Here is a 25,465-nt window from a genome sequence, read left to right as displayed (position 1 = left end):
GCTAGCGGGCGGCGCGTCGCTTGGGCGAACGCACGGCGTCACCCGGCTGCTCCGCCGGGCGCGTGAACAGCGACACGATTGTCTGCCGCAGCCAGCGGTGCGCGGGATGGCTGTCCCAGCGCTGATGCCAGATCACGCAGTAAGGCCGCGCGGGCATGCGCACCGGCGGTTGCCGCGACACCAGTTCCTTTTCATGGATCGACAGATCAAGCAGCGTGGTCGGCAGCACGCCGATGAAGTCCGACTCCCGGATGATCGCCAGCGCGGGCGAGTACGCATTCAGCGTGAGGACGAGATTGCGCTGCAGGCCGTGCGCGGAGAGCAGGCTGTCGTACACCGGCACCCGCATGCCGGAAAACCCGACGTCGAGATGTCGCGCCGCGAGAAAGCGTTTCAGCGTGAGCGGCCCCTTCGCGAGCGGGTGATCCTTGCGCATCAGGCAGCTCCAGTGGATCGGCCACATCTCGTGCGTGCGCACGCCGCTGCTCGGGCTCGAGTCGTTCAGGTACCCGCCGATCGCGAGGTCGACACCGCCACGGTCGAACATGGCCGGCAGGTCGGCGACGCTGAACGGCGTGAGCTCGATCCGCATCGATGGCGCATGCTCGCCCATGAAGTGCGCGAGGCGCGGCATGATGCGCTCGACCGAGTAGTCCGACATCGCGATCGTGAAGGTGCCGCGATGCTCTTGCGGGTCGAACTGGTCCGGCGAGATCGCCTGCTTCAATGCGTCGAAGTGCGGCTGGACTGCCGACCACAGCTCGCGGGCCCGCGCGGTCGGGCGTACGCCCGAGACGGTCTTCTCGAACAGCACGTCGCCGAGCGATTCGCGCAGCCTGCGCAATGCATTGCTGACCGCCGACTGTGAAAGCGCCAGCCGCTCGGCGGCGCGCGTGACGTTGCCTTCGGCCATCAATGCCGCGAACACGCGCAGCAGGTTGAGGTCGAGCTGGCGGAACACATCCTTCATCGCACATCTCCCATTCGGGGGCCGGCATCCCGCGCGTGGCGTCGGGAACCGGATCATCGTGGCGGCCAGTGTCCGGGCGACGGGCCGTTCGGGCAAGGCCGCGTTTGCCCTTGCCGCGAGCCGGCCGGCGACGCGACGAAGCCGCGCGCCGCGCGCGCACCGTTATTCACATTGGTGATGATCATATTCCGGAAATCCGTTGGACGCGGTAACGGTGCGCATCGAACATGAGCACGAAACCACTGCAGCCAGCAGGTGGAGGAGACAAACGATGAAAGAGGATGCAGTGAATCCGGCCGGCGCCATCGCGCTCGATCGCCTTTCGGTTGCGGCACAGCCGTCTGCGCGGGCCGGCACGATGCGCGACGTCGCGGCGGCCGCCGCAGGCAACGCGCTCGAATGGTTCGACTTCGTGATCTACGGCTATTTCGCCAGCGTGATCGCGAAGCTGTTTTTCCCGGTGGCCGGGCAGGTCGGGTCGCTGTTGCTCGCGACGGCGACCTTCGGCGTGGGGTTCGTCGTGCGGCCGCTCGGCAGTGTCGTGCTCGGGCTGTACGGCGACCGGTATGGCCGCAAGGCCGCGATGTCCATGACGATCTGGCTGATGCTGGCCGGCACGGCCGCGATCGCGGTGGCGCCGCCGTATGCGCAGGCCGGCTGGCTCGGCGCGACGATCCTCGTGCTGGCGCGGCTCGTGCAGGGCTTCGCGGCATCGGGCGAATTCGGCAGCACCGTTGCGTTCCTCGCGGAAAAGGCGCCGCCGCATCGACGCCATTTCTTCGTGAGCCTGCAGATGTCGAGCACGATGCTGGCCATCGTGCTGGGCGGCACGATCGGCACGATCCTGACGACGTCGCTCAGCGCGCACCAACTCGAAAGCTGGGGCTGGCGCGTGCCGTTCGTGGTTGGCCTGCTGATCGGCCCGGTCGGCTTCTACATCCGCAGGAGCGTGTCGGAAACCGATGCGTTCGTGCACGGCGAAGCGCTGCCGGTTTCGCAGGTGCTCAAGCGCCTGTTCGGCGAGCACCTCGCGTCGTTCCTCGCGGCGATCGGCGTGACGATCGTCAGTACGGCCGCGTTCTACATGTATTTGATCTACATGCCGACATTCGCGGTGAAGCAGCTCGGGTTGCCGATGTCCGCGCCGTTCATGAGCACGACGGTCGCCGGCATCGTGATGGTGGCGATCGCGCCGGTCGCGGGCCTGCTCGGCGACGTCTGGCGCCGGCCGGTCGCGATGGTCGCCGCCGCGATCGTCGTGCTGTCCGCGATCACGCTGCCGCTCTATCTGTGGGTCATCGCGAGCCCTTCGCTGCGCAACCTGCTGATCATGCAGGCCGCTGCCGCCGCGCCGATGGGCGTGCTCGTCGGGCTGGTGCCCGCGCTGTCCGCGCGGGCATTCCCGGCCGCGGTGCGCAGCACCGGGCTCGCGGTGTCGTACAACATCCCGACGACGGTCTTCGGCGGCTTTTCCCCGCTGATCGTCACGTGGCTGATCGCAACCACGCACAACAAGGCGTCGCCGGCGCTGTACATCGTCGCGATGTCGGTCGTGAGCCTGGTCGCGCTGCTCGGGTTCCGGCGCATGCCGAGCGAATAAGCGAGCCGGATTCAGTCGATGTTCGTTTCGATGAAATAGAGGATAACGAATGAATAGAATGCGCTGGAATGGCGATGCCGCAATAACCGGCCCATGCGGCCGCCCCCTCACCCTCAACAGGAGAAGTCACGCATGAAGCTCACACCCACCTTCGCGCCGCCGAGCGAGGCGGAACTCAAAGGACGTCTCGACCGCGTGCGCGCACGCATGGCGGAAGCCGGCCTCGATCGTTACGTAGCGTTCTCGCCGGACAACATCTACTACCTGACGAACTTCGCGAACATCGTCCACGAGCGGCCGTTCGTGCTGGTCATCTCGCGCAGCGGCCCACCGCAATTCGTCGTGCCGCAGCTCGAGCAGCCGCATGTGCGGACGCGCTCGATCGGCGAACTCGAGCTGATTCCCTACTTCGAATTCCCGGCGCCGGCCGGGCGCGAATGGAGCGACCGTTTCAAGGCGCTGTTCGGGCCGGGCGAGCGTGTCGGCGTCGAGTCGGTGTGTCCGTTGCAGGTCTATGCGCAGACGCCGGGCGAGCGCGTATGCATCGACATCATCGACGACGTGCGGATGATCAAGTCCGACTACGAGATCGACCGCCACGTGTACGCGTGCGGGATCGCGACCGACGCGCACAACCTGCTGCTGAACGAAGCGCGCCCGGGCCTCGGGATGGCGGAGATGTCGTCGCGCATTCGCGGCTACATCATGCAGCGGCTGCTGGCCGACGATCCGTCGCTGAACCCGTCGGCGACGCGGATCGTCGCGGTGTTCCAGCCGGGCAGCGTGTCGCACGATCCGCACAACTTCAGCAACATCGACATGCGGATGGAGGAGGGCGGCCCGCACGTGTCGATCGTCAATGCGGTGATGAACGGCTACGGCGCGGAAGTCGAGCGGACCTTCTTCCTCGGCCACGTGCCGGACGCGGCGCGACGCGCGTTCGACGTGATGTCGGAGGGGCGGCGGATCGCGTTCGACGCGGCGATGCCGGGCGCGCTGCTGAGCGACGTCGATCGCAAGGTCAACGACTATTTCCGCCGCGCGGGGATGGGCGACCGGATGCTGCACCGGACCGGGCACGGGATGGGCGTCACCGCGCACGAGGCGCCGTTCTTCGCCGAAGGCTACGACCGGCCGATCGAGAAGGGGATGTGCCTGACGATCGAGCCGGGCATCTACATCGAGGGTGTCGGCGGCTTCCGTCATTCCGATACGGTGCTGATCGGCGATGAAGGCCCGGTTCAGCTGACCGGCGGGCCGCTCGATCTCGACGCGTTGACGTTCCCGGTTCGGGCATAGTCACGCACAGGCTAAAAAAAAGCCGCTGCGCGGGCATGTGCAGCGGCATTTTTGCGAACGGCACGCTTCAGAAAATGAAGCCCGTATTGATGAACTTCGAGTAGTGATCCGACACGATCGAATCGAGCAGCTGCTTGCTGCTGTCGGTCTGCTTCGCCGCGACCATCGAGCGGATCGAGAACGCGCGCAGCGCGTCGCTCACCGACAGCGTGCCTTCCGCCGAATCCTTGCGGCCCGCGAACGGGAACACGTCGGGCCCGCGCTGGCACTGGCAGTTGATGTTCACGCGGCACACCTGGTTCACGAGCGGATCGACGAGCGCGCCGATCTGCGCCGGATCGGAACCGAAGATGCTGACCTGCTGGCCGTGATCCGACGTCGTCACGTAATCGAGCGCGGTGTCGACGTCGTCGAACGTCGCCACCGGAATGATCGGCCCGAACTGTTCCTCGCGGTACAGCTTCATCCCTTCCGACACCGGGTACACGACGGCCGGATAGAACAGCGTCTTGCTGAACTCGCCGCCCGAATGGTTGACGACCTGCGCGCCCTTGGCCTTCGCGTCGTCGATCGCGTCCGTCATGTACGCGGTGCGATGCATGCCCGGCAGCGGCGTGATGCTGACGCCTTTCTCCCACGGCATGCCGATCTTCAACTGTTCGAGCGCGGCGGTGAAGCGCTTCAGGAATTCGTCGACGATCGAGCGGTGCACGAGCAGCATCTTCAGCGCGGTGCAGCGCTGGCCGTTGAACGACAGCGCGCCGAGCAGGCATTCCTTAACGGTGAGGTCGAGATCGGCGTCGGGCAGCACGATCGCCGCGTTTTTCGCGTCGAGGCCGAGGATCGCGCGCAGCCGGTGCGATTTCGGGTGCTGCTTCTTCAGGTGGTCGGCCACCTTGCTCGACCCGATCAGCGCGAGCACGTTGATCTTGCCCGACGCGAGCATGTGCGGCACGACCACCGCGCCCGGTGCGTAGATCGTGTTGATCACGCCCTTCGGGAACGCATCGCGGAACGCTTCGAGCAGCGGCTCGAACAGCAGCGTGCCGTACTGGGGCGGCTTGAACACCACGGTGTTGCCCATCAGCAGCGCGGGGATCAGCGTCGCGAAAGTTTCGTTCAGCGGATAGTTGTACGGGCCCATGCACAGCACGACGCCGAGCGGCGTGCGGCGGATCTGGCCGATCGTGCCTTCGGCGATCACGAAGCGCGAATTCGCGTTGTCGAGCTCCTTCAGCGCGTCGATCGTCTGCGTCATGTACGTGACGGTGCGATCGAACTCCTTCTGCGAATCGGCGAGGCTCTTGCCGATCTCCCACATGATCAGGTTCACCACCAGCTCGCGCTGCGCGACCATTCGCTTGATGAAGTCCTGCATGCACGCGATGCGCTGCTCGACCTTCATCGTCGGCCACTCGCCGCGGCCGGCGTCGTACGCGCGCACCGCGGCGTCGAGCGCCGCGTCGCTTTCCGTTTCGCCCATCACCGGGTAGCTGCCGATCTCGACCTGCTCGACGCTGCCGTCCGCCTGTCGCACGCATACGGGCGACAGCACGGTCTTGGTCGCGCCGTCCCACGGCCGTAACTCGCCGTCGACGAGCGACACGCGCTGGTGAATCGGTGAAGTCAGCCGGTACTCGGCGGGGATGTCCTGAAAGGCGGGAAACAACTGCTGCAGGGAGGCGGAATCGGGCATGACGGTCTCGTTTGACGGGGGGTCCGGGAAGGACGGGCGATGCGAATCCTGAGCGGGGTGATCCTCGATCCTGAATCGGCATGATGACGCGCGGACGACGACGCGTCACGCGGGAACCTGGCCGATTCAATGATTGGAACCAGTTCCATTAAAAAGGAACGCCGGCGCGAATGCAAGATTTGCCGAACCGAGTCGCATGCACTGTAAGCATTTGGAAAGACTGTTGCCGAATGCTTGGTATAACACGCCAACCGGACCCGCAAACGTTTCCCTTGGGCCAGATTGCGCGGATAATGGCGCAGCGCGGTAACGTAAAAAATGCAGGGAACCTGAGAGAACGAACGAAGTGAACAACAAGAAAGGTCCGCCGCGCTGCCGAAGCGAGGTCGGCTGCCCGGAGCGCCGGGCCGGGGTTGCCCGGCCTGGCGCACGCCGGACACACGAGTCGCTTTTCGTTTGCACCTTCCTTCCGGCGGCATAGTCGCCGCAATTTCTCCTCTCCTGGTCCCCTCGCCGTGAAGCAGGCGCTTGAACGCCTGGCGCACGTGGTGTCGTCTCGTCCATTGCGGCGCGCGACGGTACGGCGAATACGAATAAATACCGACAAGGATCCTGAGAGCATCGATGCGGGCAAGAACGAGAAGAATCGCCACGGGGCTGGCGTGTCTGTGCATGGGCATCGCGTTGTCCGGCGCGGCCCATGCGCTGGAAGGCAAGGAATGGAAGCTGATGGTCGCGATGGGCGACTACGCAGCGAATAAAACCCCGCAGAACCTGGCGCGCGTGCGCGCGGTGCTCAAGCAGGGCGCCCGTCCGTACGACAAGACGGCGAAGCAGCGCCATGCGATGCCGGATGCCGAACTCACACCGATGGGGCTGGCCGTCGTCAGCCAGGTGCCGGACGTCGTCGCGCTGTTCATCGCGTCCGGCGTCGCGATCAACATGCCGATGTCGCCCAAGGGCTGGACGCTGCTGACCTACGCGATCAGCAACGCGACGCTCGGCGAGCTCAAGCCCGACCAGCTCGAAACGATCGGCCTGCTGGTCGGCGCGGGCGCGAACGTCAACGCGCTTGCACCGAGCGGCGAGCCACCGCTGGCGATGGCAGCGAATGCTTACACGCCTTCACCGGACCTCGTCCGGATGCTGCTGAAGTCCGGCGCCGACGCGCGTGCCACCGACCCGAACGGATACACGGTGCTGACCGGACGCTCGGCATCCGATCTGGACCTGCTCAAACTGCTGGTCGACGCCGGCGCCGATCCGCACGCCCATGCGAAGACCGGTTTGTCGCCGCTCAGCTTCGTGTGCGAGCGACGCGACGAACTGAACGGTCAGCCTGACCCGACTGCGGCCGAGCGCATCGCGATCCTCCATGCACCCGGCACGCCGATCGAACCGCAACCGGGCGAATCACGCGGCCGCTGGGTCGAGACGCCGTTGCTGCGCGCGGCGATGGCGCACAACCCGGATTGCGTGAAGGCGCTGCTCGATGCCGGCGCGAATCCCGACGCGCCCGCGCTGATCGGCGCGGGCAAGGAAGACGCTGGCGGTACCGTGCGCGAAGCCGTCGCGCGCGGCGCGAAGGAGACGCCGGACGTCTATGACGCCGGGGCCGTCGCGCTGATCGAAGCCGCGCCGCGCCAATAGCAGTCAGGCCGTGCGCGTCGTGTGCCGTCATGTCGCCCGCCATCGGTCGGGCACGGGGCGCTCGCGTGCAGGGTCGTCGTGTTCCTCCGGCGCGCTCGCGCCATCTTTTTCAAAACGCTGTCCAACCACGGAGAATCCACACAATGAAACGAATCGCACTTGCCGCGCTCGCACTGACGATCGCCACGGGCGCCCTGGCCGCGAAGGGTGAACTGAAGGTATCGGCTGCGCAGATGATCGAGGCTTACACGGGCTCGGGCGGCGACAAGTATTTCGACCAGCCGGTCGCGCTGACGGGCACGCTGCTCGGCCTGGAGAAGGGCTTCACGGGCAAGACGCTCGCGGAGATCGGCGAAGATGAGGATGCCGAGCAGGCGGTGCGAGCGTCGTTCATCGATGCGGCGGCCGAGCAGAAAGCGCAACGGCTGGTCGGCAAGCGCGTCACGCTGCATTGCGTGGGCGAATTTGCATCGGGGATCGCGACCGTGCGTGATTGCCGCGTGAAGTAAGCGCGGGCATCGACGGCCTGCTTCGGCCCATCGACGCGCCGGCTTGACCGGCGGCACGGCAGTGGCTTGTGCCGACCGGTCGCGCCCGGCGGGGCGTCGCGATGACTCGGGTTACTCGACGTCGTCGTCGTCTTCACCATCCTCCACGTCGTTTTCCTCACTCCCCGGCGCCGCATACGCGCTCGCCTGCTCGAGCAGCCAGCCGCGAAACAGCTCCAGCGGCTTGCTGTGGCTGAACTCCGTCGGATACACGAGGTAGTACGCGGAATCGCCGACGGTTGCCGCATCGCACGGCACCACCAGCCCGAGCTGCTGCAACTGTTCCTCGACGAAGAACTTCGGCACGAGCGCGATGCCGAGTCCGGCTGCGGCCGCGCTGATCAGCATCGTGTGCAGCTCGTAGCGCACGCCCTGCATCGTGCGGATGTCCTCGACGCCGTGCGTCTCGAACCACTGCGCCCACGCGCCGGGGCGTGTCGTCGAGTGCAGCAGCGGGTACGCGAGCAGATCCTCGACGCTTTTCACGGGCCCGTCGAGCAGCGCCGGCGAGCAGATCGGCACCACTTCCTCGCCGAACAGGTAATCCGACGACGTGCCGGGCCAGGTCGGCTTGCCGTAGTGGATCGCGGCCTCGAAGTGGGTGTCCTCGAACGAGAACAGGTCGGTGCGGCTACCCATGTTCACGCGCACGTCGGGCGTGCGGTCGTAGAAGCTCTTGATGCGCGGAATCAGCCAGTGCGACGCGAAGGTCGGCAGCACCGCCAGCTCCAGGTAGCCGCCGCCGCTGCCGTGCGCGATGATCGACAGCGTGTCGCGGTCGAGCGCCTCCAGCGCGCGGCGCACCTGCGTGCCGTACAGCTTGCCGGCGCGCGTCAGCACGACCCGCTGCTTCACGCGGGCGAACAGCCGCACGCCGAGGCTGGCCTCGAGCGTCGCGATCTGGCGCGATACCGCGCTTTCGGTCAGGAACAGCTCCTTGGCCGCGTGGGTGAAGCTTTCGTGGCGCGCGGCGGCTTCGAAAGCCACGAGCGCGCCCATGTTGGGAATCTTGAATTTGCGCATGATGTTCGATTCGTCTGACGATCAGGCCCGCGTGACACAAGGCGGAGGGCGGAGCGGGAGAACAGCTGATAATTCCAAAAACTCATCACATATCAATTTAATCTCGCTTTACGCCCGGCTGCAACCCTTTGAATAATGCTCCCCACGCAAGGTCAGGCGCCCGTGGGGCGGCCGGCCGACGAGTTGCCGGCACGTTTGCCGGCGGTCCCCCGAGACGAGAATCCTGATGCGCAATCCGAATATCGAGAGCTTGCTGACGAAGCTGCTGGGACAGGCGAAGACCGACGCCCTGTTCTCGACCCTGAACATGCCGGCCATCCTCGAAGAATGGGAAGACGGCGTCGTGACGCGCGCGGAAATCGCGCAGGCGATGAACATGGCGCTGTTCGAAGGGCTGCTCGACCGTTCGGCGAACGGCCGGGCGTATACGGCCGAGGCGATCGAAAGCGGCGGTTCGGTCTATTTCGACCACGGCGCGCTGCGCACGGTGCGCTGGCCGAACACGGGCGCGCTGCCGCCGGGCGAGGCCGCGTTCACGCGCATCCTGCGTCCGCTCGGCTTCCGCCTGAACGGCCGTTACCCGCTCGACAAGCTCGGCATGACGGGCCGCGCGTATGCGCATGAAGATGCACCGGACGAAATCGCGCAGTTCTTCGTCAGCGAACTGCATCCGGAACGTTTCTCGAAGGAATTCCAGCAGGCCGTGACGAATGTGGTGAGCACGTCGCGCGATCCGCTGTCGCCGGCGGCCGTCGCGCTGCTGTGGGAAGTCGAACGCGAAGGCTGGCTGTCGCTGGAAGCCGCGCAGGCGCTGCTGCCGGAGATCGTCGGGGCGTTCGCGCGCCAGCACGACCTGCCGAACGAGCTCGACTACGAAACGCTGCTGCTCGAATCGGCGGAAATGGCGTGGATCTCGACCGAAGGCAACGCGTTCAACCACGCGACCGACCGCGTTGCCGACGTGTTCAAGCTGTCCGACGACGAGAAGGCGAAGGGCCGGCCGATGAAGCCGGAAGTCGAGCGCTCGCGCTCGGGCCGCGTGTTCCAGACCGCGTATCGCGCGGATACCGTCGAGCGCGAATTCCGCACGCGCGACGGCGGCACGGTGAAGCGTAACGTGCCGGGTTCGTTCTACGAGTTCATCACGCGCAAGCGCACGTTCGACCAGGCGGCGCGCCGCTGGGTGACCGACCTGCGCTTCGATGCGGGCAACGCGCAGGGCATCTTCAAGATGACGGCGAACGCGGCGAAGTAACGTCGACGAAGCGGCCAGCGGTGCATGCGGCGGCGTGATCGCCGTGCCGGGGCCGGCGGGCCGCTGCTGAAGGAAAGGATGATCGATCGGGCAGGGCGCGACAGCGTCCTGCCCGATTGCGTTTGGCGGCGTGCGTCAGTCGCGCGGCGCAGTGGCGTCGCGCAAGGTGCGCGCGTCGTAGCGACGGGCGCTGTCCTCCGCGGTCCCCGGCTCGACGACGCGGAACGTGGCCGGATCGGCGCCGTCGATCTCGACGAGGCTCACGTAGCCGACGATATACGCGTGCTTGCTGTCGCGCGCGAAATCGTCGTCGAGGAATTCGAGCGTCGGCAGGTGCACGCGCTTCGTCGATACCGGCCGGCGGCCGAAGTACAGCTTGTCGCCGGCGCGCAGGAACGTCGGGTGCAGCACCTGGAACGCGCTGGCCGGCACGTCGACCTGCAGCGGCTTGCCGTCGCAGAACAGGCGCTCGCCGTCCCACGCATAGCTGCCTTCGACCTGCAGCCGATCGGGGTCGATGCCTTTCTTGACGACACCGAGGTGAAACGCCCGCGTCGCATCGCGCGCCCAGCCGCCCGACAGCACGCGGAACGCGGCCGGATCGGCGCCGCGCAGCGGCTGAGGCTGGGCAGGCGTGAACGCGTAGAACACCGTGACGCCATCGGTGAAATAGTGCGGGCCGAGTACGCGCAGCGCATCGATCGGCTGGTCGGAGAAGCGGGTCAGCTCGATCGGCATCTCCGCACAGGTCCGGTACGCCCAGTGAATGCCGTGCGCGTCGCCGCACAGCCAGTCGATCGAACCGAAATCGAACAGCGTCTCGCGCGCGGCGAAGGTCGCGGGATCGAAGCCGGTCAGCGTCGCGTCCTGGAACTGCACCGTCGAGTCTGCTGCCGGCTGCTGCTGCCGATGCCACCAGTAGTCCCGCAGGTCGGGGCGCATCGTGAAGAAGCTGCGCCAGTCGTCGAACAGGCGCGTCTCCTGCACCGTCTGTCGTTCTCCGGATTCGATCGGGCCGATCCGGTCGGTGCATCGCAGGTAGCCGTCCTCGTCGGGCCCGCACAGGAAGCTCGCGCGATCGATGTCCTTCGGCCGGCCGTAGTAGTACACGCGATCGGCATCGGCGAAGTAACCGCCCGGGAAGCCGATCGCGCTCGCGCCATGCGAGCCGTTGATGCGGCGGCCGTTCATGTAGATCGATTCGTCGTCGGTGGCGAGGTACTCGTGCTCGCACCTCTCGAACGTCACGCCGCGACCGTCGGCCGGCCGGTTCCAGGTTTCGTAGACGAGCGGCCGGAACGCGTGCGGGCTGCGCGTGCGGATCGTCCGGCCGGTGATGTAGTACGCCTGCCGCGCATCGCGCGCGTAGCGCTGGTTCAGGATCTCGAACGTCGCGAGATCGGCGTCCTCGATCCGGTAGTAGTACAGCATCACCATCGCGCTGCCGAGTTGCCCTTGCACGATCACGTGTACGCCGTCGGTGAACCAGCGGCCGCCGATGCAGCGGAACGCGTGCGGCCGTTCGATCGGCAGCGGCTTGCCGTCCTTGCCCCACAGCGGCAGGCCGTCCGCGCGGCGGATCACGGTGTCGCCGGCGATCGCGTAGTCGGGATGGTTGGTGTCCTGCAGGGGCGGCTGGGGCATGGCGGATGGCGCGCGGGCGTCGTGGCGGTCGCCGTAGTATGCCGTGGAATACGGGCGGGAATGCGGGGGCGCGCCGCTGGGTGACCGACCTGCGTTTCGATGCGGGTTACGCGCAGGGCATCTTCAAGATGACCGCGCACGCGGCGAAGTCACGCAAGGCCCACGAAATTCCGTGCGGTTCAGGGCGGCGTCTGCCATGTCGGGGAAAGGTCGTCATTGACACGACGGCCGGGCTCGAGGGTTTACACGGCCCAAAAATTCTCGACGCGATGTGTCACATCCACCGGCACCGGACGACAAAAGGCACGCCAGTCGAACCATCATTCGTCAGCCGATTCGTCGTAGCGCTTGCCTGGGAGAAGCCTTTCGATCACCCGGTCGATTGATTGGACGAGGTCTTGATGTGAACTGGCCATTCATGACACGCGCTCAGGAAACCCGTGCATGCGACACGGGCGCTTCCAGACGTCCTTTCTTGACAGGAGAACCCGGATGAACCCGATTCGCAAGCTCATGCTGTGTGGCGCCATTCCGTTCCTGCTGGTCGCCGGTGCGGCGCAGGCAGACGGCGGTGGCATTGGTCGCAGCGGCACGTACATGTCGCACACCAGCGACTGGACCATGATGATGATGGACAAGCTCACGCCCGAGCAGCGCACACAAGCCATCGTCATCCAGCAAAAAATGATGGCGATGGATATGGCGCACAACGAAGCGATGGCAAAGATGCAAATGCAGCATGACAAGGAAATGATGGTCTTGCAGAGCCAGCTGCTCGAACTCTACAAGGGGCACTGAGTGTGGCGAGCCCGGTGTCGAACGCCGGGCTCGTCTCCTCGCGTCCGGCGCGCCGGATGACCTGTCACGTTGCGCGACGTAACACGCGAATCACGAGCAAAAGGATCACGGCACCGATGAGGGCGATGACGATCGAGCCGAGAATCCCGCTGAAGCCGATACCGAGCAACCCGGCGAGCCAACCGCCGATCACCGCGCCCAAAATGCCGACAACGATGTCGATGACGAGGCCGAAACCTCCGCCCTTGACGAGTACGCCCGCGAGCCAGCCGGCGATGGCGCCAATGACGAGCCATACGATCAGACCATGCATGTCCATGAACGATATTCCTTCTGGATTGGCGAGCGTGTTGAAAACCGGGTGACCATGCCTTTGCCCGCGGCATCCGGCACGCGGCGCCACGCCGGCGGTTTTGAGGAACGTTGACGCGCCTCGTCGCCTCTTATTGCGAGGCGGCTGTTGCCGCGCTTGCCGCCTTGGCTTTCTTTGCCGCGTGGTGATGGCCGATTGCGCAACCGGCAGCGGCGCCCACTACCCCGTGGTGCCCTGCTACATGGCCGGCGACCCCGCCCACGGCCGCGCCCTTCAGGCACCCCGCTGCAAATCCCGGGATCGAAGCGGTCATCAAGGCGATGCAGGCGACCGATATCGAAAGAAATTTCACTGTTTATCTCCCTGAAAAACGAGTTGTATTGTTCGGCTTGATCGAGCAGACCCGGTCAGAAAACGTGCGTGATCAGAAAGAACAGCACCAGCAGCCCGACCGGCACGCCGAGCAGCCAGGCGATCAGGTATTTGCCCATGTCGTTGTCCTGGTGGCCGCGACGCCGTGGGCGCCGCGGCGGTTGCACTAAGGCGCGATCGCGTCACAGTCACAGCTCACGGTCGAATTCCTTCAACTGCTTCTCGGCCGCGTCGCGGGCGATCCCGTAACGCTCCTGGATCTTGCCGGCCAGATACTCGCGATTGCCTTCCGCGACGGCCAGGTCGTCGTCGGTCAGCTTGCCCCACTTGGCCTTCAGCTTGCCGCTGAGTTGCTTCCACTGGCCCTTGATCTTGTCCTCGTTCATCGTGTGCTCCTTGTCATGCAGGGATAAAAGGCGCGGCGGCGTGCCGCGCCGGAACGTCAGGCCTTCGCCTTCAGGCCGGATGCGTCGACGTGCTTCACGCCCTTGACCGCTCGCGACACGGCGATCGCCTTCTTCACGGCGATCTTCGTCGGCAGCACGCCGGTGAGCGTGACGACGCCGTCGACCGTCGTCACGCTGATGTCGACGCTCTTCAGGCCGTCGACCGTGGCCAGCCGGCCCTTCACCTTGGTCGTGATCCACGTGTCGGAGACGGGCTGGTTCGATTCGGCCTTCATGCCGTCGCCGGTCGATGCGTCCTGCGCAACCGCGTTCGTGAGCGGCGCGGCACCGAGCAGGAAAGCCGCGCTGACGGCGAGCAGCGTCGAAAGGGGGCGGGTCTGGTTCATGGATGTTCTCCTTCGCTTGGCGTAATGAATCGATGAATGCGAGCGGCGCCGCGTATTACCTGACGATCGGCGTGTCGTAGCCGGGCTCGCGCGGCGGGATGTCCGGGCGCGGCACGTCGGGCGGCAGCGGCACCGGCGGATCGGTGCCGGGCGGCGGTTCGGGCGGGCTGTCCGGCGGCGGTTCGGGCCGCGTCGGATCGGGTGTCTGATGCAGCTTCATCGTGCTTCTCCTCTGCGGTTCGGAAGGCAGCGCATGAGCGCCGATGCAGGACCAGCGTACCGGTGCAAACGTGCGTGGACATCGCGCAAATTCACCTGATCGGCTAGTGCGTTTGCACGGGGCGTCGTGAAAGGCGGGAGACGGGCGGGAGAGCGGCGCGGCATGCATCCATCGCACGCGCGGCGCGGCATGGCGGGCCACGCGGATGCGTGGCGGATCGGCGGGATGCCGCACGGTGGCGGCGCGCGGTGCGAATGTACTATGGCGGATAGTGCAATCGCGCCTGTCGCGCACCGGTGCGGCACGCGATCATCGCCACACGCGCCGGCCGGCGCGTGTCGACGAAGCGGCAACCGGGCCGGCGGTCATGCAGACGACAGGGACAACCATTCGATGAACGAACAGGTAAACGAACAGGCGCTGAAATCGCATACCGACCGGCGCCAGCTGCACCAGATCATCGCGGGGCTCACCGAGGGCGTGATCCTGGTCGAGCCCGACCAGCGGATTGTCTGGGCGAACGAGGCCGCGCTCGCGATGCACGGCGTGACCGAGCTGAAGGCGCTCGGCGCGACCGTCACCGATTACCGTGAGCGCTTCCGGCTGCGCTACCGGAACAACCACCCGGTGCGCGACGGCCACTATCCGATGGATCGCGTGATCGCGGGCGAGGAGTTCAGCGACGTGACGGTCGAAGTCGAATCGGCCGCCGACGAAACCGTGAGCTGGGTCCACCGCATCCGCAGCCTCGTGCTGACGAACGCGGCCGGCGAACCCGACTGCCTCGCGCTCGTGCTGCACGACGCGACCGAATGGGCGAGCGCCGAGGAACGCTTCGAGCGCACCTTCAACGCGAACCCGGCGCCGGCCGTAATCTGCCGGCTCGACGACCTGCGCTACGTGAAGGTCAACCAGGGCTTTCTGGACATGACCGGCCACGCACGCGACGACGTGCTCGGCCGCTCGGTGTACGAGATCGACGTGCTCGACCAGGCCGAGCGGCGCGAACTCGCGATCGAGCGGCTGGGCGAAGGCGCGACGATTCCGCAGATGGAGGCCGTGCTGAAGCTCGCGGACGGCAGCACGAAGGCCGTGGTCGTCGCCGGGCAGCCGATCGACATGAACGACGAAGCGTGCATGCTGTTCACGTTCATGGATCTCGAGCCGCGCAAGCAGGCCGAGCGCGCGCTGCGGCAGAGCGAGGAGCGCTTCGCGACGGCGTTCCGGATGGCGCCGGTCGCCACGGCGATCGTCACGGCCGATCGCTTCGAATTGCTCGACGTCAACGGCGCATTCGCCGCGATGACGGGCCATGCGCAGGACGACCTGCTCGGCAAGTCCGCGGACGAAATCGGGCTGTGGGCCGAACGCGGCGCGTGGCAGCGCATCGAGAACCGGCTCGCGCGCGACGGCAACGTGCGCAATGCCGACGTGCAGATTCGCACGCGCGAAGGCGACGTGCGCGATTGCGTCGTGTCGGCCGACCCCGTCGCGATACATGGGCGCGACTGCCTGCTCGTCGCGCTGCTCGACATCAGCGATCGCAAGCGCACGGAGATGGAGCTCGTCTATGCGATCGAAACGGCGATGCAGGATGCGTCGTGGTTCAGCCGCACGCTGATCGAGAAGCTCGCGAACGTGCGGCGCGCGAATGCGCCGGATGCGGGCGCTCAACTGTCGGACCTGACCGCGCGCGAGCGCGACGTGTTCGACCTGCTGTGCCACGGCCTGGCCGACAAGGAAATCGCCGGCCGCCTCGGGCTCGCGCCGAACACCGTGCGCAATCACGTCGCGACGATCTACGCGAAGCTCGACGTGCACAGCCGCGGCGAGGCGATCGTGTGGGCGCGCGAACGTGGGATCGTCGGCGCGGCCGACGCGAATGGCGCGCGCGGCGAGAAGGGCGGCGACAAGGGCGGCGCGAAGGGCAAGGACTGACGCCGTCGGTACGAATGCACCATGCGTGCTGGTGCATCCGCATCTGCCGCGCGCGGCGCGTGCTTGCGATCCTGTCCACTCGGCGGTGCGGCGCTGGCCGTCACGCCGCCGGCTCTCCCCAACCATCGCAGGAGACGACCATGGACAGGAATCGCATCGAAGGCAAGCTCAAGCAGGTCAAGGGTTCGGTCAAGGAAGCGCTCGGCAAGGTGACGGGCGACCGCAAGACGGAAGCGGAAGGCGTCGCCGAACAAGCGGCCGGCAAGATGCAGGAGCAGGCCGGCGAGGCGGCCGATGCGGTGCGCAAGCAGACGGGCACCGATCGGCACTGACCGATGACGCGGCGCCGCCGGCGTCGCGATGGCCGGCCGGGCCATCATCGCCACGATGATGCGCCGCCGGCATGACCACGGCCGGCCTTGATGGATGGGCGCCGGCGTGGCGTTCCTCGGCAACGAACCACGCACGGCTCGCCGTCAAGTGGGCCGCGGGCCGCCCGCGAACGCGGAACTTGATGACAAATCCTCACAACATAGTTCCGATATTTCGTTTGCTGCACGGGTATTGGCTATCCACAATCCATTCACCTCTTTCGCGATGAAAGGCTCTTCGGAGACGGAGCCGCGGCGATCGACCGGCCGGCAAGGGCGTTGCATGACGCGCCGCCGGCGGACGAGATGACCGGCACGCGGGAGGTTGCCGACGCGCGGCGATCGCGCGTTGCATCCCGGCCCCCAGAACAAGGATTGTCATGACGTTCCGCATTCGTTCGCTTTCCGGCGTCGCACTGACCGCCGCGATCCTCGCGCTCCAGACCGGCGCGGCTCACGCGCAGGAGACGGTCGTCAAGGTCGGCGTGGCCGGCCCGCTGACGGGCGGTGGCGCTGCCTACGGCAAGGACATCGAGAACGGCGTGCGCATGGCCGTCGACGAAGCGAATGCCGCGCATACGACGGTGGGCGGCAAGCCCGTGAAGTTCGTCGTCGCGTCGCAGGACGACCAGAGCGATCCGCGCACCGGCGTGCAGGCCGCGCAGCAGCTCGCGGACGCGCAGGTGGCCGTCGTGATCGGCCACTTCAACTCGGGCACGACGCTGCCCGCCTCGAAGATCTACGCGAAGGCCGGCATTCCGATGATCACGCCGTCGGCGACCAATCCCGACATCACGCGCGCCGGGCTCGGCACCGTGTATCGCGTGATCGCGACCGACACGCAGAACGCCGGCAACGCAGGCGCCTATGCGGCGAGCGTGACCAAGGCGAAGCGCATCGCGATCATCGACGATCGCACCGCGTTCGGCCAGGGCGAAGCCGACGAATTCGAGAAGTCCGTGAAGGCGAACGGCGGCACGATCGTCGCGCGCGAATTCACGAACGACAAGGCGGTGGACTTCAGCGCGCAGCTCACGAAGATCAAGAGCACCAATGCCGATCTCGTGTTCTTCGGCGGCCTCGACGCGCAGGCCGCGATGCTCGTGAAGCGCATGCGCCAGCTCGGCATCCGCGCGCAGTTCCTCGCGGGCGGCGGCGTGATGAACGCGAACTTCATCAAGCTGGCCGGCAATGCGGCGGAAGGCGCGTCCGTGTGGGAATACGGGCAGCCGCTGTCGCGTCTCGCGAAGGGCAAGCAGTTCGAAACGAAATTCAAGCAGAAGTACGGCATCGACATGCTCGCGTACGCGCCGTTCGCGTACGACGCGACGTGGATCGCGATCAACGCGATGCAGAAGGCGAATTCGACGAAGCCGGCCGATTTCAACGGCGCGCTGAAGGGCACGCGCTACGACGGCATCACGGGCACGATCGCGTTCACGAACACGGGCGACCTGAAGAACCCGAGCTCGACGCTGTATGAGGTGAAGAACGCCGCGTGGCAGCCCGTCACGACGAAATCGGCGGATTGAACCCAACCCGCGCGCGCGGACTTTCGCGGCGATGCCGGACGTGCTGAAATGCCATCAGCGATCGGTTGCGATCGCGGCGCACGCCGGTGTGACAGCCGCACGAGTCTGCCCGCGCGACGCCGCGCGTGACGCGGCACGAACAACCCACGGGCGGGGCCGGCTGGCCGCGCCCTTTATGTGCAACTGGAGTCAGTCGTGAGTTCTCAAGTCGTCATCGTCGGCGGTGGTGTGATCGGCAGCTCGATCGCCTATTTCCTGCGCGCCACCGATCCCACGGTTTCCGTGACCGTGATCGAGCGCGACCCCACCTATGCGCGATCGTCGTCGGCGTTGTCGGCCGCGTCGATTCGCCAGCAGTTCTCGACGCCGCTGTCGATCGAGATGTCGCTGTTCGGCATCGACTTCCTGCGCACGATCGGTGAACGCCTCGAAGTGGACGGCCACCAGCCGTCGATCGACCTGCACGAAGGCGGCTACCTGTTCCTCGCGACGCCGGCCGGCGACGCGACGCTGCGCGAGAACCATGCGCTGCAGACGAGCCTCGGCGCGGACATCCGGCTGATGGACTGCGATGCGCTGCGCGCGAAGTTTCCGTGGCTGAACGTCGACGATCTCGTGTCGGGCGCGTATGGCGTGAGCGGAGAAGGCTGGTTCGACGGCTACGGGCTCGTGCAGGCGCTGCGCAAAAAGGCGCAGGCGCTGGGTGCGCGCTATGTGCCGTCCGATGTGAAGGAAGTGCTGCGCGACGGCCGCAAGGTGACGCACGTGGTCACGGCCGACGGTGAACGCTATGCGTGCGACACGCTCGTGAACGCGGCCGGTGCCTGGACCCGCACGCTGTCGTCGATGATGGGCATCGACATCCCCGTGTATGCGCGGCGCCGCAGCATCTTCAACGTGTCGTCGCCGGCGAAGCTCACGGAATGCCCGCTGCTGATCGACCCGACCGGCGTGTACTTCCGGCCGGAAGGGCGCACGTATATCTGCGGGACGTCGCCGAGCCCGGATCGCGACCCGGACGACCTGCCGCTCGACGAAGTCGATCACGACCTGTTCGACGAGGTGATCTGGCCGACGCTCGCGAATCGCGTGCCGGAATTCGAGGCGCTGCGCGTGGAGAACTGCTGGTCCGGGTACTACGAGTACAACGTGTTCGACCACAACGCGATCATCGGGTATCACCCGGAGCTCGACAACGTCGTGTTCGCGAACGGCTACAGCGGCCACGGGCTGCAGCAAGGGCCGGCGACGGGGCGCGGCGTCAGTGAACTCATTCTGGGCGGGCGTTACGACACGCTCGACCTGTCGACGCTCGGCTGGTCGCGCGTGCTGGAGAACCGGCCGATCGTCGAAAAGAACGTCGTGTAGCGCGGCGTAACCCGCCCGGTGTGGTGGGCGGGATTCTCCTTGTGTCTCAACTCATTGGCCCGACTGTGTCGGGCCTTTTTTTGTTGCGCGTGCAATGGTATTGCGCGCGTCAGCCGACGCCGTAGACCGCGTCGCGCAGGTCGAGCGTGTACGGGCCGTTCATCCCTTCGTAGAGCGTGTTCGACAGCGACACGACGGTGAGCCCGCGTGCGCGGTCGACGAACCACGAATGACCGTAGACGCCGCCCCAGCGCCAGGTGCCCGGAGACTCCGGCGACAGCGCCGCGCGCGGGTCGCGCAACACGGAAAACCCGATCCCGTACCCCGCGCCGGGCAGGTCGTACAACTCGAGGTCGCCGGTGTGGACACGACCCATCTCGTCGACCAGCTCGGCCGGCAGAATGGCGCCGCCACCCGCCCGTAGCGTATCCAGCACGGTCAGCACGTCGCCGGCGGTGCCGACCATCCCGGCGCCGCCCGATGCGAATGCATCCGCGTTGAGTGCGCGCGACGGCGAGTACGTCACGCCGACGGAGCCTTCGTAGATGGGTACGGCTTCGTTTTCGGCGAGCCGGTGAGGCTGCGGCGTGTCGTTGACGTAGGGCGTTGCGAGCCGCGCGGCGTCGCGTGCGACGAATCCCGTGTCGCGGGTGCCGAGCGGGCGGAGCACCAGCGCATCGACCGCATCGGCGAGCGGCTGCCCGCTGACGGCTTCGATCACCGCGCCGACCACGTCGATGGAGAGCGAATAGTTCCAGCCGGTGCCGGGTGCGTACTGCAACGGCACGCTCGCGATCCTGCGCATGTTTTCGGCGAGTGTGATCGATGCGCCATCGAGCCCGTCGGAGACGCCTGCGCGTGCATACGGGCCGGTCGCGTCGGCTTCCGCGTAGCGATAGCCGAGGCCGGCGGTATGCGTGAGCAGGTGGCGCACCTTGATCACCGGCACGCTGCCGTCGCGCAGCGCCGGGCGGAACTCGGGCAGCCACTTCGTGACGTCGTCGTCGAGCGACAGCTTGTGCTGTGCAACGAGCGCCATGGCGGCCGCCGCGACGATCGGCTTCGTCACCGACGCGAGCCTGAACAGCGTGTCCTCCTGCATCGGCGTGCGCGCTTCGCGATCGGCGAACCCGGCCGCGCGGCGATAGACGAGTTCGCCGTCGCGTGCGATCAGGACGACCGCACCGACGAGGCGGTGTGTGTCGAGTTGACGGGACAGTACCGCATCGACGCGCTCGGCGAGTGCGGGATCGGTCGACGGCTGCTGGGATGACGCGCGGTTGGGGATCATCGAAGACTCTGTCGTGAAGGGTGAGCCGACATGGTAGGCGGCATGCCCGGACCGTGCTGTTTACCCACACATGGAACAGGGCTTCGTGGGCTTCGTGCGCCGCAACGGCCGGTGTAGACGGCCACAGGGCGGGCGATTCGGCCGGCGGCCGAGGCGGCTCCGTTGCAGCGCGGCGCGCCTGACGGCAGCGGCACCCCATCGCACCGGCGCCGGGCAGCCGACAAAATATGCCCCAAGCGGCGCGCGGCCTTCGTTAGAATCTGCTTTCGTCGAGAAAATAACGCAATTGCATGGGTGCAGCGCGGTATCGCATGACGGACGCTGCTCGCCCAGATTTCATCGTTCATCTTTCACCGGAGGCGAGCATGCCAGGATTACTTCCCGATGTTGACCGCGAGGGGCTCCTCGAATATTCGGTGGTGTACACCGATCGATCGGTCAACCATATGTCGCAACGCTTTCAGGGCGTCATGCGCGACATCTCCGGCACGCTGAAAAAAGTCTACAACGCGAAGTCCGTCGTGATCGTCCCCGGCAGCGGGACGTTCGGCATGGAAGCCGTCGCGCGACAGTTCGCCACGAACAAGAAGTGTCTGGTCATCCGCAACGGCTGGTTCAGCTTCCGCTGGTCGCAGATTTTCGACATGGGCAGCATTCCGTCCGAAACGACGGTGCTGAAGGCGCGCCCGGTCGAAGCGGGACGGCAGGCTGCGTATGCGCCGGCGCCGATCGACGAAGTGGTTGCCGCGATCAAGGAGCACAAGCCGGATCTGGTGTTTGCGCCGCACGTGGAAACCGCGTCCGGGATGATGCTGCCCGACGGGTATCTGCGCGCGGTATCCGACGCCGTGCATGCGGTCGGCGGCATGTTCGTGCTGGATTGCATCGCGTCCGGCACGGTGTGGGTCGACATGCAGGCGAGCGGCGTCGATATCCTGATCAGCGCGCCGCAGAAGGGCTGGAGCGCGTCGCCGTGTTGCGCGATGGTGATGCTCAGCGAGCTGGCCCGCGAACGCATCGATGGCACGACCAGCACCAGCTTCGCGTGCGATCTGCGCAAGTGGCTGCAGATCATGGAGGCTTATGAAGGCGGCGGGTTCGCGTACCACGCGACGATGCCCACGGACAGCCTCACGACGCTGCGCGACGTGATGAAGGAAACCGAGGCGTACGGCTTCGACAAGGTGAAGGCGGAGCAGCTCGAGCTGGGCAAGCGGATTCGCGTGCTGCTGGCTGAGAAGGGTTTCCGGAGCGTGGCGGCGGAAGGGTTCGAGGCACCGGGTGTCGTGGTCAGCTATACGGATGACGACGGGATTCGCACCGGGAAGAAGTTTGCCGACGTTGGTTTGCAGATTGCGGCCGGTGTTCCGTTGCAATGTGACGAGGGGGACGATTTCAAGACCTTCCGTCTGGGGTTGTTCGGTCTCGACAAGCTGCATGATGTCGATGGGGCGGTTGCGCGGTTTGCGGACGCGCTGGAGCGGGTTCTTTAAGGCGCTTGCCGGATTCGGCGAGGTGGTGGGCGGTGGGTGGCTGCACCTCCGGTCTATCGCCTCGCCGGATTAATGGTCATGGAGTTGTCCGATGCGCGCGTTCGGGTGCCTGGTTCGAGGTACTCGTGCGCAGCGAGGTCGGTCCATCTTTCTGTACGACCAACCTGAAGGGTTTGCATGGCATCCGTCGTTCGACAGGAAGTCCTGTCGGTATCCGCATCGGGCGTGTGATCAAACGATTGCAGGGCCGGCAGTTTCCGGCTTGCGTCTTTACGCGATGCAACGCGTCACCGCCATTCATCGGCGCAGCTTCGTGTGCTCGACGCGTCGCCTCGGCGTGTGGGCCCGGACGTCGTGCCGCCCGGCCTGATCGGCCAGCCTAGCCAACCTCTTGGCTCGCCATGCCCTCCATCCATTGCTGGAACGCGGACACAGCGGCATCGTCGATGCGATGGGTGTTCGTCACGAGCGTGTAGTCGTCGGCGCGCCATGCAGGTGATGCGATCGGACACACGAGGCGCCCCTCGGCGAGATCGCGCCTGATCAGCGGCTGCGATGCCAGCGCCACGCCCAGCCCCTCGATGGCCGCGCCCAACTGAAGATTCACGTGATCGAATTCGACGTGGCGCGCTGCCCGCAAATCGGGAGCACCTGCTTCCTTCAACCAGTGCGACCAGGCGGAGCGCGTCGTGGCCGAATGCAGCAGGGTGTGATGGCGCAGGTCGGTCACGCTCTGTATCGGATGCTGGCGCAGCAAGGCGGGATTGCAGACGGGCACGCGCAGGTCGGGCATCAACGGGCGCGATATGACGCCCGCGCCATGCTCCGGACCGGAGCGAACACCGATATCGAAAGCGTCGGCGACATAGCGCAGCTTGCGCGATGTCGTCGACACGCGGACGTCGATGTCGGGGTACCGCAACTGGAAATCGGCGAGCCGCGGCAGCAGCCAGCAAAGCGCAAAGCTCATCGTCACGTTCACCCGCACGACGCCTGAGATCCGGTGTGTGACCGTGTTGTGGCGCAGCCGTACCACCGCGGTACCGAGGCGCTCGAACGCGTGGCTGACGTCGCTCAGCAAGGCTGCCCCTTCGTCGGTGAGCACGACACCGCGCGGACGACGGTCGAACAACGGCAGGCCGAACCAGTCCTCCAGCAGCCTGATCTGTTTTCCGACGGCCCAGTGGGTGACATAGAGTTCCGCCGCCGCGCCCGCGAAGCTGCCGTGCCTCGCGACCGCATCGAACGCGCGCAGCGCATTGAGCGGGGGCAACTCGTCCCGGTGCTTCGCGGCATCTCGGCTTTCGTTCATGACGTGACTTTTTCTCTCCGTTGGCGCGATTTTAGCTCAATTGAAATCGCGGGTGCCTCGGTCATAAAATCGACGCGTCGAGCCTGAAAGCGACGCCACGAGCGGCTTCCGCCAACCACGCGTACGGAGAAAATGACGATGCGCTTGCCGGTTTTTTCCCTTCCCCTCAGGCGGGAGACTGCGCCGTCACGGCCGCGCGTGCTGTGGCTATCGTGCATTGCGCATGCCGTGCACGATGGCTACACGGACATGATCTACGCGTTGCTGCCGATCTGGCAGTCGGACTTCGGACTGGACTTTGCGGCCTTGGCCATCCTGCGCGGCATCTACGCTGGCGCGATGGCAACGCTGCAGTTGCCCGCGGGACGTCTCGCGCAACGCCTGGGCAGTCGCGTGATCCTCGCAATCGGCACGTTGCTCGCGGCGCTTGGCTATGCGATCGCGGGCATGTCGGGCGGCCTGCTCGGTTTGAGCGTGGCGCTGGCGATTTCGGGCGGCGGATCCAGCACGCAGCATCCGATCGCATCGGGCGCCATCTCCCGCGCCTATGGGCGCGACGCGAGAGGTCCGCTGAGTGTTTACAACTTCTCCGGCGATCTGGGGAAATCCGCATTGCCGGCAGCCATTTCGCTGCTGGTGACCATGATGCCCTGGCGTCACGCGCTGTGGATCGTCTCTGGATTGGGCTTCGTCGTTGCCGCAGTCATCGCGGTCTCGTTTCCTGATGTGCGGCGCGACGCCGGGAAGGCGGCGGTAAAAGAGCAATCGTCCGCTCAGCGCGGTGGCACCTGGGGACGCGGATTCTCGGCCCTGTTTTCCATCGGCGTGCTCGATACGGCCGTACGCATGGGACTGCTTACCTTCCTGCCTTTCCTGCTCACGGCCAAGGGCGTCTCGCCTCAAATGGTGGGAACGGCACTCGCGCTTGTCTTCATTGGCGGTGCGGCCGGCAAGTTCATGTGTGGCTGGCTTGGCGCACGGTTGGGCGTGGTGCGTACGGTGCTGCTTACGGAGGGTGGTACAGCTGCGTGCATCGTGGCGGTGATGTATCTCCCGTTGGGCCCCAGCATGGTGCTGCTGCCGATTCTGGGCATGATGCTCAACGGCACGTCCTCGGTGCTGTACGGAACCGTTCCGGAGATGTCCGCGCCCGAGCGCACCGAGCGCGCATTCGCACTGTTCTACACGGGGACGATTGCATCGGGCGCGATATCGCCTGTTCTCTACGGTTTCCTGGGCGACAGCATCGGTGTGCATGGCGCCACGTATGCCACCGCGTTCACTGCGCTGGCGATTTTCCCGCTCGTGCTCGCACTGCGCCCGCATCTGGCGGATGACAAAACAGGATGAACACGATGACAAGGTCCAACTGCCCAACCGTCGCCCTTGTCGGTCCGGGTGCAATCGGAACGACCGTCGCTGCCGCGCTTCATGAAGCCGGCCGCACGCCGGTGATCTGCGGGCGCTCCTGGCCGCTCGGGCGGAAGCTACCGCATCAAACAATACAAAACATCCGGACACCCTTCCTCGTTCCTGCTTCCGTCGCTGTATGCAATCGCAACGAACCCGTGCCGTTCATAAAACGCAGCGGCATCGCGATTCATCTGGAACGTGTAGAGCTGGAGCTTGCCAACTGTCTGAGACTTCACTGATTCCAGGAGGGAAGAACCGATCCCTTGTCGTTTGAATTCGGGGCACACATACAACTGGTCAACCCACACCACGCCGTCAGCGGCAACGTGTGCAGCCATGCCAACGATGCGGTCATCGTTCACTGCAACGGTAACGTCGCCCGACGGCACAAGCATGTTGGCCACCCAATCGCGGACGGCGGCTTCGGAGTGCGCGAGCGGCGCGTACGATGCCAGCGTGTTGCGCGACCGTAGATAGACTTCGGCTACCTCGGCGGCATCATCTGCAATCGCTCGACGCAAGATCAAGGGCATGTATCTTCCGCTCCGAAATCGTCAAAAGGTGCA

The 25,465-nt window shown here is 66.0% G+C and carries 26 protein-coding genes and 1 pseudogene; 15 read left to right on the top strand and 12 right to left on the bottom strand.

The features are described 5' to 3' along the window. Window position 1: 1 nt before the first annotated feature. The gene (locus BCEP18194_RS36200) at window positions 2–970 is read right to left on the bottom strand and encodes a LysR family transcriptional regulator (protein WP_011356287.1); all 969 of its coding nucleotides are present in this window, start codon (window positions 968–970) and stop codon (window positions 2–4) included. Between the two features lie 271 nt (window positions 971–1,241). Between BCEP18194_RS36200 and BCEP18194_RS36195 the strand changes: the two genes are divergently transcribed. Beyond that, window positions 1,242–2,570: an MFS transporter gene (locus BCEP18194_RS36195; protein WP_011356286.1), complete on the top strand. Its 1,329-nt coding sequence runs from the start codon at window positions 1,242–1,244 to the stop codon at window positions 2,568–2,570. Between the two features lie 132 nt (window positions 2,571–2,702). Continuing rightward, the gene (locus BCEP18194_RS36190; RefSeq protein WP_011356285.1) at window positions 2,703–3,869 is read left to right on the top strand and encodes a M24 family metallopeptidase; all 1,167 of its coding nucleotides are present in this window, start codon (window positions 2,703–2,705) and stop codon (window positions 3,867–3,869) included. A gap of 67 nt (window positions 3,870–3,936) precedes the next feature. On the opposite strand, the gene BCEP18194_RS36185 is transcribed toward BCEP18194_RS36190, so the two are convergent. Further along, window positions 3,937–5,565, bottom strand: a complete 1,629-nt coding sequence (locus tag BCEP18194_RS36185; RefSeq protein WP_011356284.1) for an NADP-dependent glyceraldehyde-3-phosphate dehydrogenase — start codon at window positions 5,563–5,565, stop codon at window positions 3,937–3,939. A gap of 624 nt (window positions 5,566–6,189) precedes the next feature. Here BCEP18194_RS36185 and BCEP18194_RS36180 point away from each other — a divergent pair. Both BCEP18194_RS36180 and BCEP18194_RS36175 read left to right on the top strand, forming a co-directional pair. Next, window positions 6,190–7,215 (top strand): ankyrin repeat domain-containing protein, encoded by a 1,026-nt coding sequence (locus BCEP18194_RS36180; protein WP_011356283.1) that lies wholly within the window; start codon window positions 6,190–6,192, stop codon window positions 7,213–7,215. A 143-nt stretch (window positions 7,216–7,358) separates the two neighbouring features. After that, window positions 7,359–7,724, top strand: a complete 366-nt coding sequence (locus BCEP18194_RS36175; protein WP_011356282.1) for a hypothetical protein — start codon at window positions 7,359–7,361, stop codon at window positions 7,722–7,724. A 111-nt stretch (window positions 7,725–7,835) separates the two neighbouring features. On the opposite strand, the gene BCEP18194_RS36170 is transcribed toward BCEP18194_RS36175, so the two are convergent. Next, window positions 7,836–8,786, bottom strand: coding sequence for a LysR family transcriptional regulator (locus BCEP18194_RS36170; RefSeq protein ID WP_011356281.1), 951 nt, complete (start codon window positions 8,784–8,786; stop codon window positions 7,836–7,838). Window positions 8,787–9,012: 226 nt separating this feature from the next. Between BCEP18194_RS36170 and BCEP18194_RS36165 the strand changes: the two genes are divergently transcribed. Next, window positions 9,013–10,041 carry a DUF1338 domain-containing protein gene (locus tag BCEP18194_RS36165; RefSeq protein WP_011356280.1) on the top strand — a complete coding sequence of 343 codons (1,029 nt, stop codon included), beginning with the start codon at window positions 9,013–9,015 and terminating at the stop codon, window positions 10,039–10,041. Window positions 10,042–10,176: 135 nt separating this feature from the next. Here BCEP18194_RS36165 and BCEP18194_RS36160 read toward each other — a convergent pair whose 3' ends face one another. Next, entirely contained in the window at window positions 10,177–11,685 is a 1,509-nt protein-coding gene (locus BCEP18194_RS36160) for a DKNYY domain-containing protein (protein ID WP_041493390.1), read from the bottom strand. A gap of 80 nt (window positions 11,686–11,765) precedes the next feature. Here BCEP18194_RS36160 and BCEP18194_RS41510 point away from each other — a divergent pair, with 80 nt between their 5' ends. Together BCEP18194_RS41510 and BCEP18194_RS36155 are read left to right on the top strand one after the other, a co-directional pair. Next, window positions 11,766–12,071, top strand: a complete 306-nt coding sequence (locus BCEP18194_RS41510; protein ID WP_167316030.1) for a hypothetical protein — start codon at window positions 11,766–11,768, stop codon at window positions 12,069–12,071. A gap of 106 nt (window positions 12,072–12,177) precedes the next feature. Next, a complete protein-coding gene (locus BCEP18194_RS36155; protein ID WP_157687378.1) occupies window positions 12,178–12,483 on the top strand; it encodes a hypothetical protein in 306 nt (101 codons plus the stop codon). A 64-nt stretch (window positions 12,484–12,547) separates the two neighbouring features. Here the strand turns inward: BCEP18194_RS36155 and BCEP18194_RS36150 are convergent, their stop codons facing one another. Further along, a complete protein-coding gene (locus tag BCEP18194_RS36150; protein ID WP_011356276.1) occupies window positions 12,548–12,802 on the bottom strand; it encodes a GlsB/YeaQ/YmgE family stress response membrane protein in 255 nt (84 codons plus the stop codon). Between the two features lie 124 nt (window positions 12,803–12,926). Continuing rightward, window positions 12,927–13,109, bottom strand: a complete 183-nt coding sequence (locus BCEP18194_RS42210; RefSeq protein WP_081436717.1) for a hypothetical protein — start codon at window positions 13,107–13,109, stop codon at window positions 12,927–12,929. A 7-nt stretch (window positions 13,110–13,116) separates the two neighbouring features. Between BCEP18194_RS42210 and BCEP18194_RS41815 the strand changes: the two genes are divergently transcribed. Further along, on the top strand, window positions 13,117–13,338 hold the full coding sequence (locus BCEP18194_RS41815; protein ID WP_167316029.1) for a hypothetical protein: 222 nt from the start codon (window positions 13,117–13,119) through the stop codon (window positions 13,336–13,338). An 18-nt stretch (window positions 13,339–13,356) separates the two neighbouring features. Here the strand turns inward: BCEP18194_RS41815 and BCEP18194_RS36145 are convergent, their stop codons facing one another. From BCEP18194_RS36145 to BCEP18194_RS41810, 3 genes are read right to left on the bottom strand one after another with little or no spacing between them, the layout of a single operon-like run. Continuing rightward, window positions 13,357–13,554 (bottom strand): CsbD family protein, encoded by a 198-nt coding sequence (locus BCEP18194_RS36145; RefSeq protein WP_011356274.1) that lies wholly within the window; start codon window positions 13,552–13,554, stop codon window positions 13,357–13,359. Between the two features lie 56 nt (window positions 13,555–13,610). Beyond that, complete coding sequence (locus tag BCEP18194_RS36140; protein WP_011356273.1) at window positions 13,611–13,961, bottom strand: BON domain-containing protein; 351 nt, start codon at window positions 13,959–13,961, stop codon at window positions 13,611–13,613. Window positions 13,962–14,016: 55 nt separating this feature from the next. Continuing rightward, the gene (locus tag BCEP18194_RS41810; RefSeq protein WP_167316044.1) at window positions 14,017–14,181 is read right to left on the bottom strand and encodes a hypothetical protein; all 165 of its coding nucleotides are present in this window, start codon (window positions 14,179–14,181) and stop codon (window positions 14,017–14,019) included. Between the two features lie 393 nt (window positions 14,182–14,574). On the opposite strand from BCEP18194_RS41810, the gene BCEP18194_RS36135 reads away from it, so the two are divergent. From BCEP18194_RS36135 to BCEP18194_RS36120, 4 genes are all read left to right on the top strand, one after another. Beyond that, complete coding sequence (locus BCEP18194_RS36135) at window positions 14,575–16,119, top strand: PAS domain S-box protein (protein WP_011356271.1); 1,545 nt, start codon at window positions 14,575–14,577, stop codon at window positions 16,117–16,119. A gap of 140 nt (window positions 16,120–16,259) precedes the next feature. Continuing rightward, the gene (locus tag BCEP18194_RS36130; RefSeq protein WP_011356270.1) at window positions 16,260–16,451 is read left to right on the top strand and encodes a CsbD family protein; all 192 of its coding nucleotides are present in this window, start codon (window positions 16,260–16,262) and stop codon (window positions 16,449–16,451) included. Between the two features lie 419 nt (window positions 16,452–16,870). Further along, window positions 16,871–18,022 (top strand): branched-chain amino acid ABC transporter substrate-binding protein, encoded by a 1,152-nt coding sequence (locus tag BCEP18194_RS36125; RefSeq protein WP_011356269.1) that lies wholly within the window; start codon window positions 16,871–16,873, stop codon window positions 18,020–18,022. A 195-nt stretch (window positions 18,023–18,217) separates the two neighbouring features. Next, on the top strand, window positions 18,218–19,390 hold the full coding sequence (locus tag BCEP18194_RS36120) for an NAD(P)/FAD-dependent oxidoreductase (protein ID WP_011356268.1): 1,173 nt from the start codon (window positions 18,218–18,220) through the stop codon (window positions 19,388–19,390). 109 nt (window positions 19,391–19,499) lie between these two features. Here BCEP18194_RS36120 and BCEP18194_RS36115 read toward each other — a convergent pair whose 3' ends face one another. After that, the gene (locus BCEP18194_RS36115; protein WP_011356267.1) at window positions 19,500–20,681 is read right to left on the bottom strand and encodes a serine hydrolase domain-containing protein; all 1,182 of its coding nucleotides are present in this window, start codon (window positions 20,679–20,681) and stop codon (window positions 19,500–19,502) included. 365 nt (window positions 20,682–21,046) lie between these two features. Here BCEP18194_RS36115 and BCEP18194_RS36110 point away from each other — a divergent pair, with 365 nt between their 5' ends. Next, window positions 21,047–22,174: an aminotransferase class V-fold PLP-dependent enzyme gene (locus BCEP18194_RS36110; RefSeq protein WP_011356266.1), complete on the top strand. Its 1,128-nt coding sequence runs from the start codon at window positions 21,047–21,049 to the stop codon at window positions 22,172–22,174. Between the two features lie 379 nt (window positions 22,175–22,553). On the opposite strand, the gene gcvA is transcribed toward BCEP18194_RS36110, so the two are convergent. Further along, window positions 22,554–23,486: a transcriptional regulator GcvA gene (gene gcvA / locus BCEP18194_RS36105; protein ID WP_011356265.1), complete on the bottom strand. Its 933-nt coding sequence runs from the start codon at window positions 23,484–23,486 to the stop codon at window positions 22,554–22,556. Window positions 23,487–23,624: 138 nt separating this feature from the next. Between gcvA and BCEP18194_RS36100 the strand changes: the two genes are divergently transcribed. Together BCEP18194_RS36100 and BCEP18194_RS42205 are read left to right on the top strand one after the other, a co-directional pair. Then, window positions 23,625–24,836 carry an MFS transporter gene (locus BCEP18194_RS36100; protein WP_011356264.1) on the top strand — a complete coding sequence of 404 codons (1,212 nt, stop codon included), beginning with the start codon at window positions 23,625–23,627 and terminating at the stop codon, window positions 24,834–24,836. 5 nt (window positions 24,837–24,841) lie between these two features. Beyond that, window positions 24,842–24,955: pseudogene (locus BCEP18194_RS42205) on the top strand (2-dehydropantoate 2-reductase N-terminal domain-containing protein); the annotation flags it as partial. 18 nt (window positions 24,956–24,973) lie between these two features. Here the strand turns inward: BCEP18194_RS42205 and BCEP18194_RS36095 are convergent. Beyond that, window positions 24,974–25,432 (bottom strand): GNAT family N-acetyltransferase, encoded by a 459-nt coding sequence (locus tag BCEP18194_RS36095; RefSeq protein WP_011356263.1) that lies wholly within the window; start codon window positions 25,430–25,432, stop codon window positions 24,974–24,976. Between the last annotated feature and the right edge of the window lie 33 nt (window positions 25,433–25,465).

The organism is Burkholderia lata, assembly GCF_000012945.1.
Classification (GTDB): domain Bacteria; phylum Pseudomonadota; class Gammaproteobacteria; order Burkholderiales; family Burkholderiaceae; genus Burkholderia; species Burkholderia lata.
The sequence above is the reverse complement of the archived record's forward strand: the minus strand, read 5'-3'. Positions and strand labels throughout refer to the sequence as shown.

What these genes read in the sequence shown, in the direction of transcription:
- BCEP18194_RS36200 (WP_011356287.1), bottom strand. Translation starts at nt 970, where the DNA reads ATGAAGGATGTGTTCCGCCAGCTCGACCTCAACCTGCTGCGCGTGTTC.
- BCEP18194_RS36195 (WP_011356286.1), top strand. Translation starts at nt 1,242, where the DNA reads ATGAAAGAGGATGCAGTGAATCCGGCCGGCGCCATCGCGCTCGATCGC.
- BCEP18194_RS36190 (WP_011356285.1), top strand. Translation starts at nt 2,703, where the DNA reads ATGAAGCTCACACCCACCTTCGCGCCGCCGAGCGAGGCGGAACTCAAA.
- BCEP18194_RS36185 (WP_011356284.1), bottom strand. Translation starts at nt 5,565, where the DNA reads ATGCCCGATTCCGCCTCCCTGCAGCAGTTGTTTCCCGCCTTTCAGGAC.
- BCEP18194_RS36180 (WP_011356283.1), top strand. Translation starts at nt 6,190, where the DNA reads ATGCGGGCAAGAACGAGAAGAATCGCCACGGGGCTGGCGTGTCTGTGC.
- BCEP18194_RS36175 (WP_011356282.1), top strand. Translation starts at nt 7,359, where the DNA reads ATGAAACGAATCGCACTTGCCGCGCTCGCACTGACGATCGCCACGGGC.
- BCEP18194_RS36170 (WP_011356281.1), bottom strand. Translation starts at nt 8,786, where the DNA reads ATGCGCAAATTCAAGATTCCCAACATGGGCGCGCTCGTGGCTTTCGAA.
- BCEP18194_RS36165 (WP_011356280.1), top strand. Translation starts at nt 9,013, where the DNA reads ATGCGCAATCCGAATATCGAGAGCTTGCTGACGAAGCTGCTGGGACAG.
- BCEP18194_RS36160 (WP_041493390.1), bottom strand. Translation starts at nt 11,685, where the DNA reads ATGCCCCAGCCGCCCCTGCAGGACACCAACCATCCCGACTACGCGATC.
- BCEP18194_RS36155 (WP_157687378.1), top strand. Translation starts at nt 12,178, where the DNA reads ATGAACCCGATTCGCAAGCTCATGCTGTGTGGCGCCATTCCGTTCCTG.
- BCEP18194_RS36150 (WP_011356276.1), bottom strand. Translation starts at nt 12,802, where the DNA reads ATGGACATGCATGGTCTGATCGTATGGCTCGTCATTGGCGCCATCGCC.
- BCEP18194_RS42210 (WP_081436717.1), bottom strand. Translation starts at nt 13,109, where the DNA reads ATGACCGCTTCGATCCCGGGATTTGCAGCGGGGTGCCTGAAGGGCGCG.
- BCEP18194_RS41815 (WP_167316029.1), top strand. Translation starts at nt 13,117, where the DNA reads ATGCAGGCGACCGATATCGAAAGAAATTTCACTGTTTATCTCCCTGAA.
- BCEP18194_RS36145 (WP_011356274.1), bottom strand. Translation starts at nt 13,554, where the DNA reads ATGAACGAGGACAAGATCAAGGGCCAGTGGAAGCAACTCAGCGGCAAG.
- BCEP18194_RS36140 (WP_011356273.1), bottom strand. Translation starts at nt 13,961, where the DNA reads ATGAACCAGACCCGCCCCCTTTCGACGCTGCTCGCCGTCAGCGCGGCT.
- BCEP18194_RS41810 (WP_167316044.1), bottom strand. Translation starts at nt 14,181, where the DNA reads ATGAAGCTGCATCAGACACCCGATCCGACGCGGCCCGAACCGCCGCCG.
- BCEP18194_RS36135 (WP_011356271.1), top strand. Translation starts at nt 14,575, where the DNA reads ATGAACGAACAGGTAAACGAACAGGCGCTGAAATCGCATACCGACCGG.
- BCEP18194_RS36130 (WP_011356270.1), top strand. Translation starts at nt 16,260, where the DNA reads ATGGACAGGAATCGCATCGAAGGCAAGCTCAAGCAGGTCAAGGGTTCG.
- BCEP18194_RS36125 (WP_011356269.1), top strand. Translation starts at nt 16,871, where the DNA reads ATGACGTTCCGCATTCGTTCGCTTTCCGGCGTCGCACTGACCGCCGCG.
- BCEP18194_RS36115 (WP_011356267.1), bottom strand. Translation starts at nt 20,681, where the DNA reads ATGATCCCCAACCGCGCGTCATCCCAGCAGCCGTCGACCGATCCCGCA.
- BCEP18194_RS36110 (WP_011356266.1), top strand. Translation starts at nt 21,047, where the DNA reads ATGCCAGGATTACTTCCCGATGTTGACCGCGAGGGGCTCCTCGAATAT.
- gcvA (WP_011356265.1), bottom strand. Translation starts at nt 23,486, where the DNA reads ATGAACGAAAGCCGAGATGCCGCGAAGCACCGGGACGAGTTGCCCCCG.
- BCEP18194_RS36100 (WP_011356264.1), top strand. Translation starts at nt 23,625, where the DNA reads ATGCGCTTGCCGGTTTTTTCCCTTCCCCTCAGGCGGGAGACTGCGCCG.
- BCEP18194_RS36095 (WP_011356263.1), bottom strand. Translation starts at nt 25,432, where the DNA reads ATGCCCTTGATCTTGCGTCGAGCGATTGCAGATGATGCCGCCGAGGTA.